15 protein-coding genes and 2 riboswitches are annotated in these 17463 nt (G+C 62.7%); of the genes, 7 read left to right on the forward strand and 8 right to left on the reverse strand.

Features of this window, described 5'->3' with window-relative positions; all coding sequences use genetic code 11:
* Window positions 1-69 precede the first annotated feature (69 nt).
* Together gcvH and gcvT are read right to left on the reverse strand one after the other, a co-directional pair.
* Complete coding sequence (gcvH, locus tag ACO06O_RS04840; RefSeq protein WP_421876873.1) at window positions 70-441, reverse strand: glycine cleavage system protein GcvH; 372 nt, start codon at window positions 439-441, stop codon at window positions 70-72.
* 41 nt (window positions 442-482) lie between these two features.
* The gene (gene gcvT, locus ACO06O_RS04845) at window positions 483-1616 is read right to left on the reverse strand and encodes a glycine cleavage system aminomethyltransferase GcvT (protein ID WP_421876875.1); all 1134 of its coding nucleotides are present in this window, start codon (window positions 1614-1616) and stop codon (window positions 483-485) included.
* Window positions 1617-1677: 61 nt separating this feature from the next.
* Window positions 1678-1767: riboswitch (glycine riboswitch) on the reverse strand.
* A gap of 5 nt (window positions 1768-1772) precedes the next feature.
* Window positions 1773-1864, reverse strand: a riboswitch (glycine riboswitch).
* Window positions 1865-1983: 119 nt separating this feature from the next.
* Here gcvT and ACO06O_RS04850 point away from each other — a divergent pair.
* On the forward strand, window positions 1984-2562 hold the full coding sequence (locus ACO06O_RS04850) for a hypothetical protein (protein ID WP_421876877.1): 579 nt from the start codon (window positions 1984-1986) through the stop codon (window positions 2560-2562).
* Window positions 2563-2575: 13 nt separating this feature from the next.
* On the opposite strand, the gene ACO06O_RS04855 is transcribed toward ACO06O_RS04850, so the two are convergent.
* Both ACO06O_RS04855 and ACO06O_RS04860 read right to left on the reverse strand, forming a co-directional pair.
* The gene (locus tag ACO06O_RS04855; RefSeq protein ID WP_421876879.1) at window positions 2576-3109 is read right to left on the reverse strand and encodes a hypothetical protein; all 534 of its coding nucleotides are present in this window, start codon (window positions 3107-3109) and stop codon (window positions 2576-2578) included.
* A 13-nt stretch (window positions 3110-3122) separates the two neighbouring features.
* On the reverse strand, window positions 3123-3362 hold the full coding sequence (locus tag ACO06O_RS04860; protein ID WP_421876881.1) for a CDGSH iron-sulfur domain-containing protein: 240 nt from the start codon (window positions 3360-3362) through the stop codon (window positions 3123-3125).
* A 164-nt stretch (window positions 3363-3526) separates the two neighbouring features.
* Between ACO06O_RS04860 and ispH the strand changes: the two genes are divergently transcribed.
* The 4 genes from ispH to ACO06O_RS04880 are packed head-to-tail and all read left to right on the forward strand — an operon-like array spanning window position 3527 to window position 6563.
* Window positions 3527-4477, forward strand: coding sequence for a 4-hydroxy-3-methylbut-2-enyl diphosphate reductase (gene ispH, locus ACO06O_RS04865; protein WP_421876883.1), 951 nt, complete (start codon window positions 3527-3529; stop codon window positions 4475-4477).
* Window positions 4478-4495: 18 nt separating this feature from the next.
* Entirely contained in the window at window positions 4496-5464 is a 969-nt protein-coding gene (locus ACO06O_RS04870; protein ID WP_421876885.1) for a homoserine kinase, read from the forward strand.
* Window positions 5461-5904 carry a ribonuclease HI gene (gene rnhA / locus ACO06O_RS04875; RefSeq protein ID WP_421876887.1) on the forward strand — a complete coding sequence of 148 codons (444 nt, stop codon included), beginning with the start codon at window positions 5461-5463 and terminating at the stop codon, window positions 5902-5904. Before ACO06O_RS04870 ends, rnhA begins: the two co-directional genes overlap by 4 nt.
* 23 nt (window positions 5905-5927) lie before the next feature.
* On the forward strand, window positions 5928-6563 hold the full coding sequence (locus tag ACO06O_RS04880) for a LysE family translocator (protein ID WP_421876889.1): 636 nt from the start codon (window positions 5928-5930) through the stop codon (window positions 6561-6563).
* A gap of 54 nt (window positions 6564-6617) precedes the next feature.
* Here the strand turns inward: ACO06O_RS04880 and ACO06O_RS04885 are convergent, their stop codons facing one another.
* The 3 genes from ACO06O_RS04885 to ACO06O_RS04895 form a co-directional block, all read right to left on the reverse strand.
* Window positions 6618-8705 carry a methyl-accepting chemotaxis protein gene (locus ACO06O_RS04885; RefSeq protein WP_421876891.1) on the reverse strand — a complete coding sequence of 696 codons (2088 nt, stop codon included), beginning with the start codon at window positions 8703-8705 and terminating at the stop codon, window positions 6618-6620.
* A gap of 139 nt (window positions 8706-8844) precedes the next feature.
* A complete protein-coding gene (locus tag ACO06O_RS04890) occupies window positions 8845-9264 on the reverse strand; it encodes a SufE family protein (protein WP_420417569.1) in 420 nt (139 codons plus the stop codon).
* 69 nt (window positions 9265-9333) lie between these two features.
* Complete coding sequence (locus ACO06O_RS04895; protein ID WP_421876893.1) at window positions 9334-9972, reverse strand: dimethylsulfonioproprionate lyase family protein; 639 nt, start codon at window positions 9970-9972, stop codon at window positions 9334-9336.
* A gap of 313 nt (window positions 9973-10285) precedes the next feature.
* Between ACO06O_RS04895 and ACO06O_RS04900 the strand changes: the two genes are divergently transcribed.
* The gene (locus ACO06O_RS04900) at window positions 10286-10747 is read left to right on the forward strand and encodes a PAS domain-containing protein (RefSeq protein ID WP_421876895.1); all 462 of its coding nucleotides are present in this window, start codon (window positions 10286-10288) and stop codon (window positions 10745-10747) included.
* Between the two features lie 31 nt (window positions 10748-10778).
* Here ACO06O_RS04900 and ACO06O_RS04905 read toward each other — a convergent pair whose 3' ends face one another.
* The gene (locus tag ACO06O_RS04905) at window positions 10779-14420 is read right to left on the reverse strand and encodes an AsmA-like C-terminal domain-containing protein (protein ID WP_421876897.1); all 3642 of its coding nucleotides are present in this window, start codon (window positions 14418-14420) and stop codon (window positions 10779-10781) included.
* A 95-nt stretch (window positions 14421-14515) separates the two neighbouring features.
* On the opposite strand from ACO06O_RS04905, the gene ACO06O_RS04910 reads away from it, so the two are divergent.
* Window positions 14516-17461, forward strand: coding sequence for a bifunctional [glutamine synthetase] adenylyltransferase/[glutamine synthetase]-adenylyl-L-tyrosine phosphorylase (locus tag ACO06O_RS04910; RefSeq protein WP_421876899.1), 2946 nt, complete (start codon window positions 14516-14518; stop codon window positions 17459-17461).
* The last annotated feature ends 2 nt before the right edge of the window (window positions 17462-17463 follow it).

The raw sequence follows: 17463 nt of genomic DNA on the forward strand, positions 1-17463 counted from the left end.
CGCGGAACCGCCTCACGCGTTACCGGGGCGGGGCGCAAGGGCCGGATGGCCGCGCCCCGCCGGGACCGGTCAGTCCTCGATGAAGTCCTTGTACTCGGACTCGCTCATCAGATCCTTCAACTCGCCCGGATCGGCGATGGTCATCTTGAAGAACCAGCCGTCGCCTTCGGCGTCCTCGTTCACCGTGCCCGGATTGTCGGTCAGGGCCTCGTTGACTTCGGTGATCTCGCCGCCGATCGGGGCGTAGACCTCGCTGGCGGCCTTGACGGATTCGACCACGCCGGCCTCGTCATCCTTGTTCAGCGTCGCGCCGACTTCCGGCAGTTCGACGAAAACAATGTCGCCCAACTGCTCCTGGGCGTGATTGGTGATGCCGACGGTTGCGATATCCCCGTCGATTTCAATCCATTCGTGTTCTTCGGAATATTTACGCTCGGCCATGATCCTTCTTCTCCCTGATCTTTGGTCGATGATGAGGCACTCTAACCCCGATAAAAGCCGGGGGGAACGAAAGGCAGTTTCACGACTTTGGCCGGCAGGGCCTTGCCGCGGACCGACAGGAATATCTCCGTGCCGGGTTTGGCCAGGTCGCTGGGGACATAGCCCATGGCGACCGGGCCGCCGACGGTTGGGCCGAAGCCGCCGCTGGTGACCACGCCGACGGAATCGCCGGCAGCGTTCTGAATTTCCGTGCCTTCGCGGGCGGGCGCGCGGCCTTCCGGCTGAACCCCGACCCGCTTTCGGGAAGCACCGTCGGCGATCTGGGCCAGCACGGTATCCGCACCCGGGAAGCCGCCTTCGGCCCGGCGGCGTTTGCCGATGGACCAAGTCAACCCGCCTTCGACCGGCGTCGTCGTCTCGTCGATGTCATGGCCGTACAGGCACAGCCCTGCCTCAAGGCGCAGCGAATCGCGCGCGCCGAGGCCGATCGGGGCAACCGCGTCTTCGGCCAACAGGGCACGGGCCAATTTTTCCGCGTCGGCATTCGACACGGAGATCTCATACCCGTCCTCACCGGTATAGCCGGAGCGGCTGATCCAAAGATCGACGCCGTCCCAGGATACGCGGGCCTGGCTCATGAAGGGCATGGTCGCCAGATCGGCGCCGAACAGCTTGGCCGTGACCTCGGCGGCTCTTGGGCCCTGCAGCGCGACCAACGCGCGGTCCTCCAGGCGTTCGACCCGAACACGGCCCTTCAGCGCATCGGCGATCAGGGTCAGGTCCTGATCCTTACAGGCGGCATTGACGACCAGATAGAGGCGGTCCGTTCCGAAATCGGCGACCGGACGGGTCACCATCAGGTCGTCCAGAATACCGCCCTGGTCATTCAGCAATTGCGAGTAGCGTTGCTGGCCGGCCGTCAGACCCTGAACATCGGCGGGGACAAGGGTTTCCAGCGCGATGGCCGGGTCGGTTCCGTCTTCCGAAATCAGCCAAGCCTGGCCCATATGGGATACATCGAACAAGCCCGCCGCCTCTCGCGTATGGGTATGTTCCTTCAGGATGCCCGCCGGGTATTGCACCGGCATGTCATATCCGGCGAAGGGCACCATCTTGCCCCCCAATTCGCGATGCAGGGCGTTCAACGGTGTTGTTTTCAGCGATTCTTCGGTCAAAGCCTTCCCCCCGTTCACAAACAAAAAAAGACGCGGTCGAATCGCTTCGACAACGCGCCCCTCTGTCTCGGAACCTGAGAGAGTCGCCAACGCGCGGCTGCGCGGGGGCTTACCCCGTCGGTGGGAGCGGTTACCCGCTCCACTTTCCAGATCGTCCTCCGCGCCGCGGTCCTGGTGCCTGAGAGTTTCCGGGGCGGTTGCTCCTTCGGCGGCCGATCCATGGGTCGACACTCTCCCACAGGCGTCATCGGACTATGTCGCACGCATGCTAGACGACGCCGCTTTTCTGTCAAGGTTGCGCATAGGTGGTGCTCCGCAAAAAACATCGCTCTTTTCATTTCGATGTCGATATGGAGAGTCATCCGCCATGTCGACCTGCACCGATCACATGGGCGAAGATTCACCCTGGCCCAAGACAATTGCATTGGCTCAAGCCCGGTCCTTGCTGGGACTGTGGCGGGACATGCCGTCGCCCAAGGCACGCACTGCACTTAATCCCTTGGCCTTCGGCGGGCGCATTCTGCCGCATTTGAACATCATGCGCCGGGTCGGTTCGGGGGGGCGCGTCGACGATGTGCATTTCGATCTGGTTGGGGGAGTGGTCCGCGACACGGTACCGAGGCTGCGGCCGGGCGCCATGGCACTGGGCGGCGCGGCACCGGACGAGGACCGCGTTATGCTCTTCCGCTTCTACGCCAAATGCCTGAGCGACAAGGTACCGGTAGCCTTTACCGGGCAATACTTGTCCGAAACCAAGGTCCGCACACATCTTCTCTGTCTCTGCCTGCCATTGGACATAGGGCGAGACGGACCGGCAGAAAGCATTCTGGCGGGGGCCTGGTTCCTGCCCGTGGACAGCAAACACCAGGGCGGGCCGATCGGCGTGTTTGAAGAAATTCCGGTTGGGCGGCTGCAGGCCTCTGCCGCCCAATCTCTAAAAATGTAAGGCGAAGCCTGCGTTATCGGCCGCTTTCCGAGCGATTGTATTCCAGCTCTTCCTTGGACAGTTTCAGTCCCAGGAACACCAGAAACTCCTTCGACGACTGATCCTCGCGCTTCGGAATTTGGATCGTCACGAAGTCCGAAGAGACGATGGACGTCCGATTGCCGACGAATTGCAGTGTCATCGGCAGCTCGCGGCGCTGCAGCACATCGCGGTCGCGGGTGGTCACGGCCAGGAACACATCGACCTTTTCGATTCCGTCCCTGTCGGCTGGGCCGCGGACTCCGCGGATGGCGACCGGGAAGGTCATTTCGATCTCGTCCTCGTCTACCGAGCATTCGCCGGACAGGAACTTGATTTCCGCCTGCATCACGACATCGGTGATATCGCGGCCCGGACCGTCGGCGAATCGGGTGACGCGCTCCGTATCCAGCGGAATGCGGATAGCAGGACAGGGGATGACTTGGCTGGGCGGGCCGCCGCAGGCCGCGACGGCCAGTCCGACGGCCCCGAGCAACGCGGCGCGCGCCGCAGTCTTACCGATCCCCATGAAACGCGCTCTCCTAGATCTTCGAATGGCTGCCGTCGCATAACGGTCCGCGTGACGACAATCTGCAACCGCAAAAATAGACCAACCGGCATTTCTCGGCCGTATAGCGGATCGGCGCCTTTCCGGTTCCGGCATGCGTGCCGTCGCAGAAGGGCTGGCTAGACGATCTGCCGCAGGCACACCACAAATACGTCCGACCCTGTTCGACCTGCACCGGAAACGGCGTTTTCGCAGGGATGGCATTCGCCGTCACACCGTCATCCTTCGGCCCGGAAATGTCGCGTCGGTCATACGCGATTCGATGCCCGGCAACCTAATCGACCCGTGCCGCTGCGACAAGGCTGCGACCGCCTTGCCGGTTGACGGAACAGGTCGAAAGGGCGACGTAAGGGGAAGCGCAACACCGGACTGACGGACATGACGGCGACACGGCGGGAATTGACGATTCGACTGGCGGGACCGCGCGGATTTTGCGCCGGTGTCGACCGGGCGATTTTGATCGTCGAGAAGGCGTTGGAGAAGTTCGGCGCACCGGTCTATGTCCGCCACGAGATTGTCCATAACCGCTTTGTCGTCGAATCGCTGCAAGAAAAGGGTGCGGTCTTCGTCGAGGAACTGGATGAGGCCCCGATCGATCGGCCCATCGTATTTTCGGCGCATGGCGTCCCGAAATCCGTTCCGGCCGACGCCGAGGCGCGCCAGATGATCTATGTCGATGCGACCTGCCCCCTGGTCAGCAAGGTGCATCGCGAAGTCGAACGTCATCACAAGGCCGGACATATCGTCGTTCTGATCGGTCATGCCGGACACCCGGAGGTGATCGGCACAATGGGTCAGGTGCCGGACGGCAGCATCGTGCTGGTGGAGACGGTGGACGATGTTGCGAAGCTCAATCTGCCCGACAACATGCCGCTGGCCTATGCCACCCAAACCACCCTGTCGGTGGACGATACCGCCGCAATCGTCGATGCCCTGCGGGCGCGGTATCCTCATATCGCCGGCCCGAAGCGGGAAGACATCTGCTATGCCACGACCAACCGGCAGGCGGCGGTTCGTGCGTTGGCGGCGGAATCCGACGCGGTCTTGGTGATCGGCGCCCCCAATTCTTCCAACTCGCGCCGGCTGGTCGAGGTCGCGCGGGTCGCGGGATGCCCGAAGGCCACGTTGGTCCAGCGCGCGTCCGAGATCGATTGGGCCTGGCTGGACGGGGTTCGGAATCTGGGTGTTTCCGCCGGTGCGTCCGCGCCTGAGATCCTGGTCGACGAAGTGATCGAGGCCTGCCGCGCGCGGTTCGACGTCACGGTGGGCGAAATCATCGTCGCCGAGGAAGACGTCGAATTCAAACTGCCGCGTCTGCTGGCAAGTTAAGCGGGGGCATTCAGGCAAATGGCGGTTTATACGGATGTCTCCGACGAGGACATGACGGCCTTTATCGCGGATTACGGCATCGGCGACCTGGTCTCTGCCAAGGGGATCGCGGAAGGGGTCGAGAACTCCAATTACTTGATCCGCACGACCCAGGACACGTTCATCCTGACCCTCTATGAAAAGCGGGTGAAGCGCGAGGATCTGCCGTTCTTTATCGGGCTGATGAACCATTTGGCGGAAAAGGGCATACCCTGTCCGCGCCCGATCGAAATGCCGGATGGCACGGCACTTCGTGAGTTGAACGGACGCCCAGCAGCGGTCACCAGCTTCCTGGAAGGCATGTGGACCCGTCGGATTCGCCGGGAACATTGCGCACAATTGGGGACGGCGCTGGCAGGATTTCACAAGGCCGGGGCCGATTTCGCCATGACCCGCCGCAACGCGCTGACCATCGGCGATTGGCGCCCGTTGTTTGAACTGTCGGAAGAACGGGCGGGCGAAGTCCATGATGACATGGCGGCGCTGATCCGGGACGAGCTGGATTTTCTGGAAGCGAACTGGCCGGACGACTTGCCGGTCGGTGTCTGCCATGCGGATCTGTTTCCAGACAATGTCTTCTTCATCGGCGACCGGCTGTCCGGTGTCATAGACTTCTATTTCGCCTGTACGGATTTCCTCGCCTATGACGTCGCGACCTGCATGAATGCGTGGTGTTTCGAACGCGACCGCAGTTTCAATGTGACCAAGGCGCGGGCCTTCCTGTCGAACTACTCGGCTGACCGGGAGCTGACCTCGACGGAGTACGACGCCCTTCCGGTGCTGGCGCGCGGGTCGGCGCTTCGCTTCCTGTTGACCCGGCTCTACGACTGGCTGAATTGTCCGCCCGGCGCCCTGGTTCGGCCGCACGATCCGATGGAATATTTCGACAAGCTGCGCTTCCACCGGACGGTCAGGGATCCGGCGGCCTATGGTCTGGACCGACCATGAGCGACGCGAAGACGGTGGAGGTCTTCACCGACGGCGCCTGCAGCGGCAATCCAGGTCCGGGCGGCTGGGGCGCGGTCATGCGCTGGGGCGATCACGAGCGCGAATTGAGCGGCGGCGAAGAAGATACGACGAACAATCGAATGGAACTGATGGCCGCGATCGCGGCGCTGGAGGCGCTCAAGCGGCCGGTCGGCGTCCGGATCACGACGGACAGCACCTATGTCCGGGACGGCATCACCAAATGGATCCACGGCTGGAAGCGGAATGGCTGGAAGACCGCCGCGAAGAAGCCCGTCAAGAACGCCGATCTGTGGCAGCGTCTTGAAGCGGCGGCGGCGCGTCACCGCGTGGAATGGGACTGGGTGAAGGGCCATGCCGGTCATCCGGAAAACGAACGGGCCGACGAACTGGCGCGCATGGCGGTTCCGGGCCGGGGATAAGGCGCAATAGGAAAGACATCGCGATGCTGCTGCCGGATCTTCACACATTCATGATTTTCGCGGCAGCGTCGCTGGCGCTCTATATCGCGCCGGGTCCCGACATGATCCTGATCGCATCGCGATCGATGGGGGGCGGGTTCCGGGCCGGGATCTGTGCGAATATCGGCATCTGCATCGGGATCACGGTGCATATGCTGGCCGCCGCCTTCGGTCTCGCGGCGCTTCTGGCGGCAGACCCGGACCTGTTTCAGGTGCTGACCTGGATCGGCGCGGCGTATCTGCTGTACCTGGGCGTTAAGACCATCCTGACCGCCCGAAGCGGCCTGGCGGTGGAGGCGAAGCGACCGGACACCGCCGCCGCGATGATCCGGCAGGGCCTTTTCGTCAACCTGCTGAACCCGAAGATCGCGGTGTTCTTCCTCGCCTTCCTACCGCAATTCGCGGATCCGTCGCGGGGTGACCCGACGCTTCAGATCCTGTTTCTCGGGGCGCTGTTCAATGCCGGCGGTTTCGTCTTCGCGTCCGGGATCGCGCTGGCATTCAGTCGCGTCGGACCCTGGTTGAGGGCACGCCCGTCGGTGTGGCGATGGCAGCAGATCCTATCCGGGTCGGTTCTGGTCGGTCTGGCGGTCAATCTGGCGTTGCCGGACCGGCGGTAGAAGCGGCGCCCACTCCAGCCCCTCCCTCGGGAGAGGGTGGAGTGGGGTTCGGAACTACGCGTCGGCGACGATGCGGCGCAGGGCCTTGTTCAGGTCTTCGACCCCGGAGGCAGCCCGTGTCGCCCCCTCCTTGACCCGGGCGGACAAACTGCCGACATGGGTCGACACACTGGACACTTCCGAAATTTCGTCGGTGACCTGCTTGTTGCCATCGGCGGCGGTTCGGACATGCGAAATGATATCGCTGGCCGCTTCGGCGCGCTGCCGCACGGTGGAGGAGATACTGTCCGCGATCTCGGCCATTTCCAGAATTTGCTCGGTCACGGCATTGATCTCGGACACCGCCTTTTCGGTTCGGGACTGAACCTGACCGATCCGGTCGGCGATTTCGCCGGTGGCCTGACCGGTACGCGTGGCCAGCGATTTGACCTCGCTGGCGACCACGGCAAAGCCCTTGCCGGCCTCTCCCGCCCGCGCGGCCTCAATCGTCGCGTTGAGCGCCAGCATATTGGTCTGATCCGCGATCTCACGGATCAGGACCACGACCTCGCCGATTTTCTTGGCATCCTCGGCCAGCGACTGGATCGAATCCGCGGCGTCCTTTGCGGCGTTGGACACGCGGTCCGTCGCCTGTCCCGACCGGCCGGCCATCTCGCGCACCTCTTCGAAGGAATGCACGACCTCCTCGGTCAGACCGACCACGGCCTCCGTGCTCTGCGCCGCCGCGCGGGACGCGTTCGCGACCTGCGTCGCCCGGCTGGTTGCATCCTCGGCAGAGCGCGCCATATCGTCCGCAACTTCCAGCAAGGTCTGCATGCTGGACTGAACATCGGCGACGGTGCTGTCGGATTCCGAGTTCAGGCGGTCCGCCATCTTGCGCAGGCGGTCCTGGATTTCCCGGCGGCGCTGTTCCGCTTTCGCGTCTTCCTCCGCCCGCAGATGTTCCAACTCCTTCCGGCTGGCACGCAGTTCAACGAGGGCGGCGGCCATATCGCCCATCTCGTCTCGGCCGGCGGCTGGAATATCGACATCGGTATCGCCATTGCCGATCCGGACCATCGTATCGGCCATGCGTTTCAACGGCCGGAAGACGACCATTCTCAACAGAAGAAAGGCGACGACCCAGAGCACCAATAGAACGCCGACGATGACGATGATCGAATTGATGCGTGTCTTGTCGACGGCGGTGAAGAACTCCGACAGATCGCGGCTCAATTCCGCACGCGCCCAAACACCGCCCGTGGAATCCGGGATCTCAACCATCACGGACGTCTCATTCGAGGTGTCCGCCATGTCGGAGGACGGAGCGGCCCCGGCCGCCTCTGAATCTTTTGCCGACGCATCGGCGCTCGCCTCGGCGGGGGTGTCGCTCGATGCGGCCTCTTCACCCGAATCCGTCTCGTCTCCCGGCATTGCGAGGACATCGTCCAGGATGACCGCGCCGCTGCCGTCGAACATTCGGACATGCCCGCCGACGGCACCGGCGATGCCTTCCAACGCCAGGACCGGATCTGTCACGATTTCCAGAAACGCGCTGGCCTTGAACCCGCCGATCGGGGCGATGGTGCTGTGCAATGGCCTGCCGGCCTCGTTGGTCCAAAGGAATGTCGAGACCTTGCGCATTTCCGCCTTGTCGCGGGCTGCGAGGGCGTCGCGGATCTGGGCCTGAGAAATGATGGAATCCTGCGTTCCCTTTTCGGAGAAAGCGATAGGTTGCATTTCGGTCGAAAGGATCGTGACGCTAACCAGCCGCACCTCACCCTGGGCGACCATTGCGTCGCTGTGGAAGGCGTCGGATTCGATGACCATGCGGGGGACGTCGTCTTCCTTGAAAGCCTGGTTCAGGGTCGGCGTGCGCGCCCAGGCGCTGGTAATCGACGATAATTCCTTGGAATAGGCACCGTCGATACGGTCGAAAATCAGGATACGAAGCGTTTCGCCGGACGTGTTGCGCAGCATTTCAATGGCCTGCCGGCTGGACGCATTGGTGCTCCAAAGCGTCGCGGCGGCGCTGGCGATGCTGACCAGAATGCCAACGGCGATCAAAACCGTGCGAATGGTGAGGTAGCTTCTTAGTCCTTTGGAGCTTTTTTCCGGGACCGGCACGAAATCCGTGTCGACCGTTGCGCTGCTTACGGACATTTATTCTTTCCCTGTTCAGGTATTCGGGGCTGTTCGAAGGCCAAATGCGACGACCTTCGCTTACCGGCATAATGCGGTTCCGTTAATCTTCGGTAAAGACCACGGTAGAATTGTAGTTATTTGTCTACCGTGCGGCCTGTCACAGACGGGATTCGGCCTCGGACTTGATCCGGCCGACCATGGCGACGAATCCGTTGCGTCGGTTCGGCGACAAATGGCTCTCCAAGCCCAGGCGCCGCAGCGCCTCCGTGGCGTCAAGCGCAACGATTTCGGCCGGGGGACGGCCGGAGTACAGTTCCATCAGGATCGCGATCAGCCCTTTGACGATGAACGCGTCGCTGTCGGCGCGAAATGTCAGGACGGCGGGGCTGACGGATGTGTCCTCCTGACAGGTCATCCAGACCTGGGACATGCAACCACGCACCTTGGTGTCCTCGGTCTTCTCGGCTTCGGGCATATCGGGCAGTTTCTTGCCCAGATCGACGATATAGCGGTAGCGCTCTTCCCAATCCTCGAAGAGTTCGAAATCCTCCACCAAATCGTCGATCGTGCGCGCCATGGCGTATCCGGCCTCCTGTCTCGTCCATGCGCGATATAGGCGTTTCGACCGGACGGGTAAAGCGGCGGCCTAGCGGGCAGCGCCGGCGATCCGGTAGCCGCCGCGGATATTCCCCATCCAGGCCCAAACAATCAATTCCGGGACATCCCCGGTCCAAAGGGCATGGCGCACGGCGGCCGGAATTGGCAGATAACGTCCGTCACGAGGGCGGCCGGGCCGGGCGGGTGCAACGTGATAGACGGCGTCTCCCGACAAGGGCAGATAGACCTCATCCGCGTCATGCGCATGCCCCGGATAATGGGTCGCCCGGTCGACGATCATCAGGCCTAGCATCAGGCTGTCGGACGGCACGCGGTCGGTTGGACCGACGATGGTGCAGAAGGCGTGGTGGCGATCAAAGCGGCCCAGCGCCGGGTTCGGCGGCGCGCGGTGCCAGTTCAGATGCGGCTTCATTGCCGCCACCGCGCCGCGCAGATAGGACGTTTCCTTCGGTCCCCGTGCAAGACAACCATCCAGTTGCGCCACCACTGGTTGGAACGATGGCCGCCAGCGGTTGCGAGTCGGGGACAAGCGATCAATTTCGTCGATCAGGGTCCGGCACAGACGCCCGCCGTCGCGCCGCGCCGCCTCAGCGACAGTATCCAGAAATGCGTCTTCCGGCTGTGTCGGTCGGCCCGTATGGCTGTTGAGATGCAATGAACCGGGCAAAGTATCGACTTTCCGTTGACGCGGAGGTGGCCAACCACTTCATGACGCGGTGGGTGGAATGCAAACAACCGACGAAGGCTACCGTTCGGCTTCCGGCCCATTCAGAACATTTTATGCCGCTGTTCCACACACCGACAAGGTAAGTTGCGATACTCGTTTATAGGGAAGTTGGTGAGGTATCATAATATTTCTTGCGATCTAAAGGGGGCAAATCTATCTTATAAATTGTTAGAAATGAGAAAAAGCCATGAACTTGCCGCTTAGGTTGTGTGAGGTGATGGGGGACCTTCGTTCCGACTACGGACTGTCCGACATGAAGCAGCCTTTGCTTCAGGAGGTCTTCGAAATCTGGTGCGGTCTGCGCAGCGGCGGCCGGATACCGCGGGTGCAAGCGCTCGACCCGGTCCATTTCCTGCGGTTCAGCGCCAATCTGGTTGTCTGTGATGTTCTGGATGACGGCGATGTCGAATTCCGCATCGCCGGGGAATCCGTTACATCGGCACGTGGCGCGTCTTTGCGCGGGGTGAGGGTCCTTACGGTTCAGCAGGAACGCGGACGAAACCTCTCCATCCAACAATACCTGGATGTCGCGCAACTCGCTGTTCCGACCTATTATGACGGTCCTTCCCACATGCTCGGGAAGGCATATCTGCGGTGCCAGCGAATTCTACTGCCCTTCGTGGATGAAAGCGGCGCGTGCCGGAAAATTCTGGGCGTGCTGGTTTTCGGCGGGCATCCGCCCCGCGATACGGGCTGGGTGGCAAGTATTCTGTAAGGGACCGGGATCGGAACCGGGGCAGGGCGGATCAGTTGCCGTGCTGTTCATTGGTCGGGTCCTTGACGCTATCGGTCTCCTGAGGCACGCCGCCACCCTCAAAGACTTTCCTGAGGAAGCCCGGCGCGATTACCGACAACGGATTGACCGACACGCTCGGGTCTTCCATGGGCCCGCTCATCGAATAGGCCGCGCCGATCAACCCGTCGCCCACCAGCATGTCGATCAGCGGAATCTGCCCAAACGTTTGCGAAAAAATGCCGGAGACGGCGACATCGCCGTTCAGCTTCAACGTGTCCTGAAGCCGGTCGACGGTGCCCTGAAAGGTGATGCCGATGGAACTGCCCCGTGCCGCGCCATCGGAGATTTCGATTGTCTCTTCCGAGACGCTGAAATCCGCGGACAGCGAATTGAAATCGATCCCATCGCCGCTCAACGCCGACAGAATGCCGGTCACGGAGATCACCTCCAGAAGTTTCGCCAATCTGGGCGCTTCACGAACCCGGAAGTCGCGAATGTCGATACGGCCGCGCAATGGGGCGTCGGGGCCGTCACTGAAACCCTGAATCTGCAGGGTGCCGCCTTCCAGTCGCCCGGTCAGGTCAGCCACCGCCAGGGCTAGGCCGGTGTCCTCGGCCAGCACATTGAGATTTTTGCCGCCACGCTCGTTCGGGACATAGTCGACGTCGATCCTGCGTCCGTCCCCGACGAAGCCGGACAGGGACAGCAGGTCGATGCGTTCTCCGCTGGCATTGATGGCCAGGGTGGCGTCGCTCACATGCCGATCCGGTCCCGCCGTCATCCGCTGAAAGCGCCCGGTCAGCGCGATCTTGGGGGACAGGACCTCCTCCTCCGAAGTGTCTGCATCCTCCTCTTCTGCCAGGAAAGGTGCGACGTCGAGCTGCGGCCCCACCAGATCGATCCGGTAGGTATCGCCGGTATTTTGGACGGTTCCGGACACATCGGTGTCCCCAAGTTTCAATCGCTTGATCCGTGCTGCCGCGATATCGCCCAATCCTGTCACCAGATCGACGCTGCCTTCGATCCGATGGTCGGTCTTGCCGTCCAGAATGACATTCTCGATCCGGGCGCTGCCGTCCGGCATGAAAACCGCCTGCAGGAACAAGTCGCTGGGCAGACCACTTTCCTTTGTCCAGCCAAGGGGCGGTATCGCCAACACTGCTTCGGACAGATTGGCGGTCAGGGCGAGACTGCTGCTGCCGGACCGGTATTCCGCATAATTGACACCGATGCCGACGCGACCGCTGGCATAATCACCGACGGTCAGGCCGAACCGGCCCAACGCGCCGATATCGGTGATGCTTGTGACCGACAGGTAGCGAAGCCGTTCGCCGACGTCGCTGAAATTCTCTCTCCAGACGGCGGAAGCGGGAATGCCATCGACCGTTACATTGCCGGTCACATCCATTCGACCGGGCCGCAACACCAGATTGGCCTCTTCCGCGGCGATGGTCGCATCCAGATCGGCGCGATACATGGATAGGCCGGTGACCAGGGCGTCGGCTTCGTACTCGACCTCATCCGCATTCAAGTCTTCCAGAAGCGGGAACCGGAACCGGACCTGGGTTCTGGCCTGACCGGTGATGCCGCCGGTCTCCAAGCCAATCTTGGAGATGTAGTTGAACGGGTCGGTGTCGAGCAGGGTCAGTGCCGTCTGAAGCGGCGTGTCGATGTTCAACGCGATGTCGATCTTTTCCTTGCCGATGTCTAGGTCGGTGATCTCGATGCGGCCACCGGTCAGACGGGCATCGTTGACCGTGCCGCGTTCCACATCGATATCGAAACGCGACGGGCCGAAGGTCGCGAATCCGTCGACGCCGACCACCGGTTCCAGCGGGCGCAGGTAATGGACGTCGGCGTTATTCAGCCGAATGCTGCCGGAAAGGTCTTCCAGAACCAGTTGGTCAGGATCGTAACCGGGCAGGCTGGCGGTCAGGGCAATACCTGCTTGGGGCACGTCGCCCTTTGGAATGTTCTCCAGAACCCATTCACGCGGGTTGGGCGCCAGTTCCGCCGGCCAGAATTCCGGTAATTGTCCCATCTCCAGATCCAGGGCCAGCCCGTTGATAGAGATGTCTGCGCCGGACTCAGTCGGGGTTAGTATCCCGCTGGCGGTGATCGACGGTTTGTCGAAATCCAGGAAAAGCTCCTCTACCACGACCGGGTCGTCGGGGCCGCCGGTGCGGGCGGACAAGCGTCCGCGCTTCAGCGGCGGCAGGGCGAATGCGTCGGGGATGGCGATCCGACCTTCGCCGATGGTCATCGTCAGCGTGCTGGACTGCAATTGACCGTCCGGCGTCAGGCTGAAGTTCAGAACACCGTCCAGCGTGACGTCCGCCCCGGACAGCATGCCGAGAGCCGGCGCCGTCTGGGCTGCGTCGCGAGGGGCGACATCGGAGAACGTGAGCTTGCCGGATAGAATCTCGGCGAACTCCGTCTCTTCCGGCGTCGACGTCGTCAGGGTGAAAGACCCGATTGTCGAGGTCAGATCGGCGCTCGCCGCCAACGGCGTCCCGTTCGGCGCGATGTCCGCCGTCAAGGAACCGCTGATCGGGACGCGGGGCAGATAGGATACCGCCGTTTCCGCATCATAGAGACCGCCCAGCCAAACCGCCGTGTCGAACGCGTCGAATTCCGCCTCGATCTTGGCTTCCGGAAGGGCATCTCCGATCTCGGCGCTGGCCTTGATGCCGCCGGCCGCGCTGGTCAGGTCCGCACTGACCCGTTTCAGCTTTCCTTGCAGGTCGAAGGACGCGCCGGCTTCGCCGCTGATTGTCAGATCCGGCAGATAGAAGACCAGATCCGGCATGTAACGGATCGGCAGATTCGTGTCCAAGGTATCGAAGGCGACCGTTACATCGATCCGGTCTGCGCCGGGATCGGCGAAGAGAGAGGCGCCTATGAGCGCGTTCTCGGTCGGGGTTTCCAGCGACCCGACCAGGCGGGCGTCGAGACCATTGTCGGATCGCACGAAATCCAAACCCGCGCTATGCAGCCAGAGCGTTTCGCCCAATGCGCGGTCGATGATGCGGATCTCTGCCTGAACCATGCTGAACCGCTGCAGCCCGCCCAGCAGGGAATTTTCGCTGACGCCCGATGTCAGGGCATCCAGAACCGATTGTGGCAGCAGGGCGTCTTCGTCCGGCGACGGAACCGGCATCCATGCCGCGTCAGGGCGTTCGGCCGGGGTGGGCGCATCCCCTTCGCTATCGGTCACGCCGGGCAGATCGCCCACGGCGAGGGCGATGCGGCCGTCCGGATCACGCACTAGGGTCAGGGAAGGGCGCAACAATTCCAGTGTCGTCAGACGAACCTCGCCGCCCATCAATGCCTTGAAGGACAGTCCGACGGAAACTTCCTGCAAGACCGCGAGAGTCGGCTTGTCCGGCTCTTGGACGCGGACATTGCTGGCGACGACGTCAACCGCGCGGTCCCATCCGCCCCAAACGATCCTGGTATCTTCGACGGACACTTTATAGGGGCCGCTGCCGTCATTCAGCGCCTCTTCCAGAATCGGCGTCAGTGCCGATACGGAAACCGGGCCGGTCGACAGCGCATAGATTCCTGCGCCGACCAGCAGCACCAGCCCCAGGACCAGGGCGGCGACCGCTTCCAAGACGATCCGCAAGGTGCGTCTGTTCATCTTGGCCATTAAGCTTGAACGCTCTTCTGCTCTGATCTGATCGGATTGACCATCATAGACGCTTCGCGCAGGTTTGAAATCTTCGGCAAGGGAAGATTTCCGTGATGCGCAGTTTACCCATTCTAGACAGTTTCGATCCGTCCCGCTTTCCCGTACCGGCAGATGCGCCGGCGCCCGATCTACCGATCGAATTCAACGCACAGGGAACGTCCGACACCGCAAGGACGTTCCATGAAAACGAATCCGTCGTCCATTTTTTGCACTTTGTATGCTGTCACAGCGGGTTCCTGTCGACCTTGCTCCGGCGTGAGCCCGAGACTTTGGCGGCGGTCCTGACCGATGGGCCGGATTCGGTGATGGCGCATTGCTTGTCGGCACTTCCGGATTTGGACCGGGAGGATTTGGACGAGAAGGAATTCATGCGCGGTTTGCGCCGGGCCAAACGTAAGGTCGCGCTGACGGTCGCTGTCGCGGATTTGTTGTCGCTCTGGCCGCTGGAACGGATCACCGGCGCCCTTTCGGATTTGGCGGAAAGCGCGCTGGAAAGGTCGGCCCGGCGCGCGTTGCGGCAATGGCGCGGCGCGCCGGGCACGGACGGGTTCACCATCCTGGGGATGGGCAAGTTCGGATCGCGCGAGTTGAACTACTCGTCGGATATCGATCTGATCGTTTTGTACGATGCGGAGAGATTGGTGGCGGATGATCCGGACCGTCTGCGCCAGGACATGGTGCGGGTTACGCGCCAGATCATGCGGTTCATGGACGAACGAACGGGCGACGGTTACGTCTTTCGGACCGATTTGCGCTTGCGCCCGGATCCCAGCGCGACCCCGCTGGCGCTCAGCGTCCGTGCGGCGGAAAGTTATTACGAAAGCGTCGGTCAGAATTGGGAACGCGCGGCGATGATCAAGGCGCGGCCCGTGGCCGGCGACCAGGCGCTGGGGATGGAGTTTCTGACCCATATCCGGCCCTTCATCTGGCGGAAGTACCTGGATTTTGCGGCGATTCAGGACATCCATTCGATCAAGCGTCAGATCAATGCCTATCGCGGCGGCGCATCTATCGCGATCGACGGGCACAATATCAAGATCGGTCGCGGCGGTATCCGCGAGATCGAATTCTATGCCCAGACCCAGCAGTTGATCTGGGGCGGCCGGCAGCCGGACCTGCGGGTCAAGGCGACCTGCGCCGCGCTCGCCCAGCTTGCCGCCCACGGCCATGCCGATCCGACCGCCGTGCGCGACCTGACCATCGCCTACGAATTTCTCCGCCGCCTTGAGCACAGGTTGCAGATGGTCGCGGACCAGCAGACGCAGACGGTGCCGGACACCGAAGACGACCTTGCCGCAATCGCGCGGTTCATGGGGTTTGCGGTCCCGGACGACTTCCGGGCGGCCCTGCGCGGCCATCTGGAAACCGTCGCCGGGCATTACGCGCGTCTGTTCGAGGAATCCCCGGATCTGGGCGGCGGCGGGTCACTGGTTTTCACCGGCACGGAAGACGATCCGGATACGCTCCAGACTCTGGCCGATATGGGGTTTGCGCAGCCGTCCCATATCGCCGGGCGGATCCGGGTCTGGCATCATGGGCGCTACCGGGCGACGCGCAGCGAACGCAGCCGCCAGATTTTGACCGAACTGATGCCGCGCCTGTTGCAGGCTTTCGCGGATACGGCCAATCCCGACGATGCCTTCCTGCGCTTCGACAGTTTCCTGTCCGGATTGCCTTCCGGGGTGCAGCTTTTCTCGTTGTTCCAGATGCATCCGACCTTATTGGATCTGCTGTCGGAGATCTTGGGCAGCGCGCCGCGCCTCGCCGAGGTACTGGCGCGCAAACCGATTTTGCTCGATTCCGTGATCAGTGAAGATTTCTACGAACCACTGCCGAAGGAGACCGGCCCGGACGAGGAACTGTCGGCGGCGCTGGGCCTGACCCAGGATTTCCAGGACGTCCTGGATGCCGTGCGGCGCTGGGCAAACGACCGCAAATTCCGCGTCGGGGTTCATTTCCTGCGTGGGCTGGCGGATGGTGACCATGTCGGCCCGGCGCTCAGTGCTGTGGCGGAGGCGGCCCTGGCGGCGATCCTGCCGGCGGCCGAGGCCGAATTTGCGGAAATGCATGGCCGGGTGCCCGGCGCCGACCTGGCGGTTGTCGCCTTCGGCAAGTTGGGCGGCGGGGAGTTGTTGCCGCTGTCCGATCTGGACCTCGTCTTCGTCTATGATCCCGATCCGGATGTGGCGGAGTCTGACGGACCCAAACCGATCGGCCCGCAGGTCTATTTTCTGCGCCTTTGCCAGCGGCTTGTGACGGCGATCACGACCGAGACCGGGGAGGGGAAGCTGTACGAGGTCGACGGCCGCTTGCGCCCATCGGGCAATGCCGGGCCGCTGGCGACGCAGTTCGAAGGGTTCGACAAATATTATCGCCTGCCTGATGGGGAAGCCTGGACCTGGGAGCATATGGCCCTGACCCGCGCCCGGACCGTCTATGGCGCGCCGGAGCTGCGCAAACGCCTGGAAACGGCGATCCATGGCGCCTTGGTGCAGCGGCGCGACCCGGCGAAACTGTTCATCGACGTCGACGACATGCGCGAGCGGATCGCGCGCGAATTTCCGCCGAACTCACCCTGGGACGTCAAGTATCGCCGCGGCGGGCTGGTGGATGTCGAATTCATCGCCCAGGCCTTGCAACTCACCCATGCCGCGGACAACCCGGCGATCCTGTCGCCGAACACGGCACTGGCGCTGGAGAGGCTGCACGATGCGGGCTTCCTTCAAACCGCCGCCTTCGAGGATCTGCGGTCGGCGCTGGCGCTCTGGCGCGGCATGCAGGCGGCGATCCGGCTGACGGCGGCCTCTGGCAAGTTCGACGCGCAATCCGCACCGGACGGTCAGAAGCGCGTCCTGGCCAGGACGGCCGGCGTCGAGACATTCGACGGACTGACGCCGCTGATGGAGCGGGCGGCCGACAAGGTCTCCGCCCACTATGCTGCGTTGATTGCGGAACCGGCCGCGCGGTACCGTGCCGCGCGGGAGGCGTCGGAAGGTTGAGC

This window comes from Pacificispira sp., assembly GCF_965228185.1.
Taxonomy (GTDB): domain Bacteria; phylum Pseudomonadota; class Alphaproteobacteria; order UBA8366; family Aestuariispiraceae; genus Pacificispira.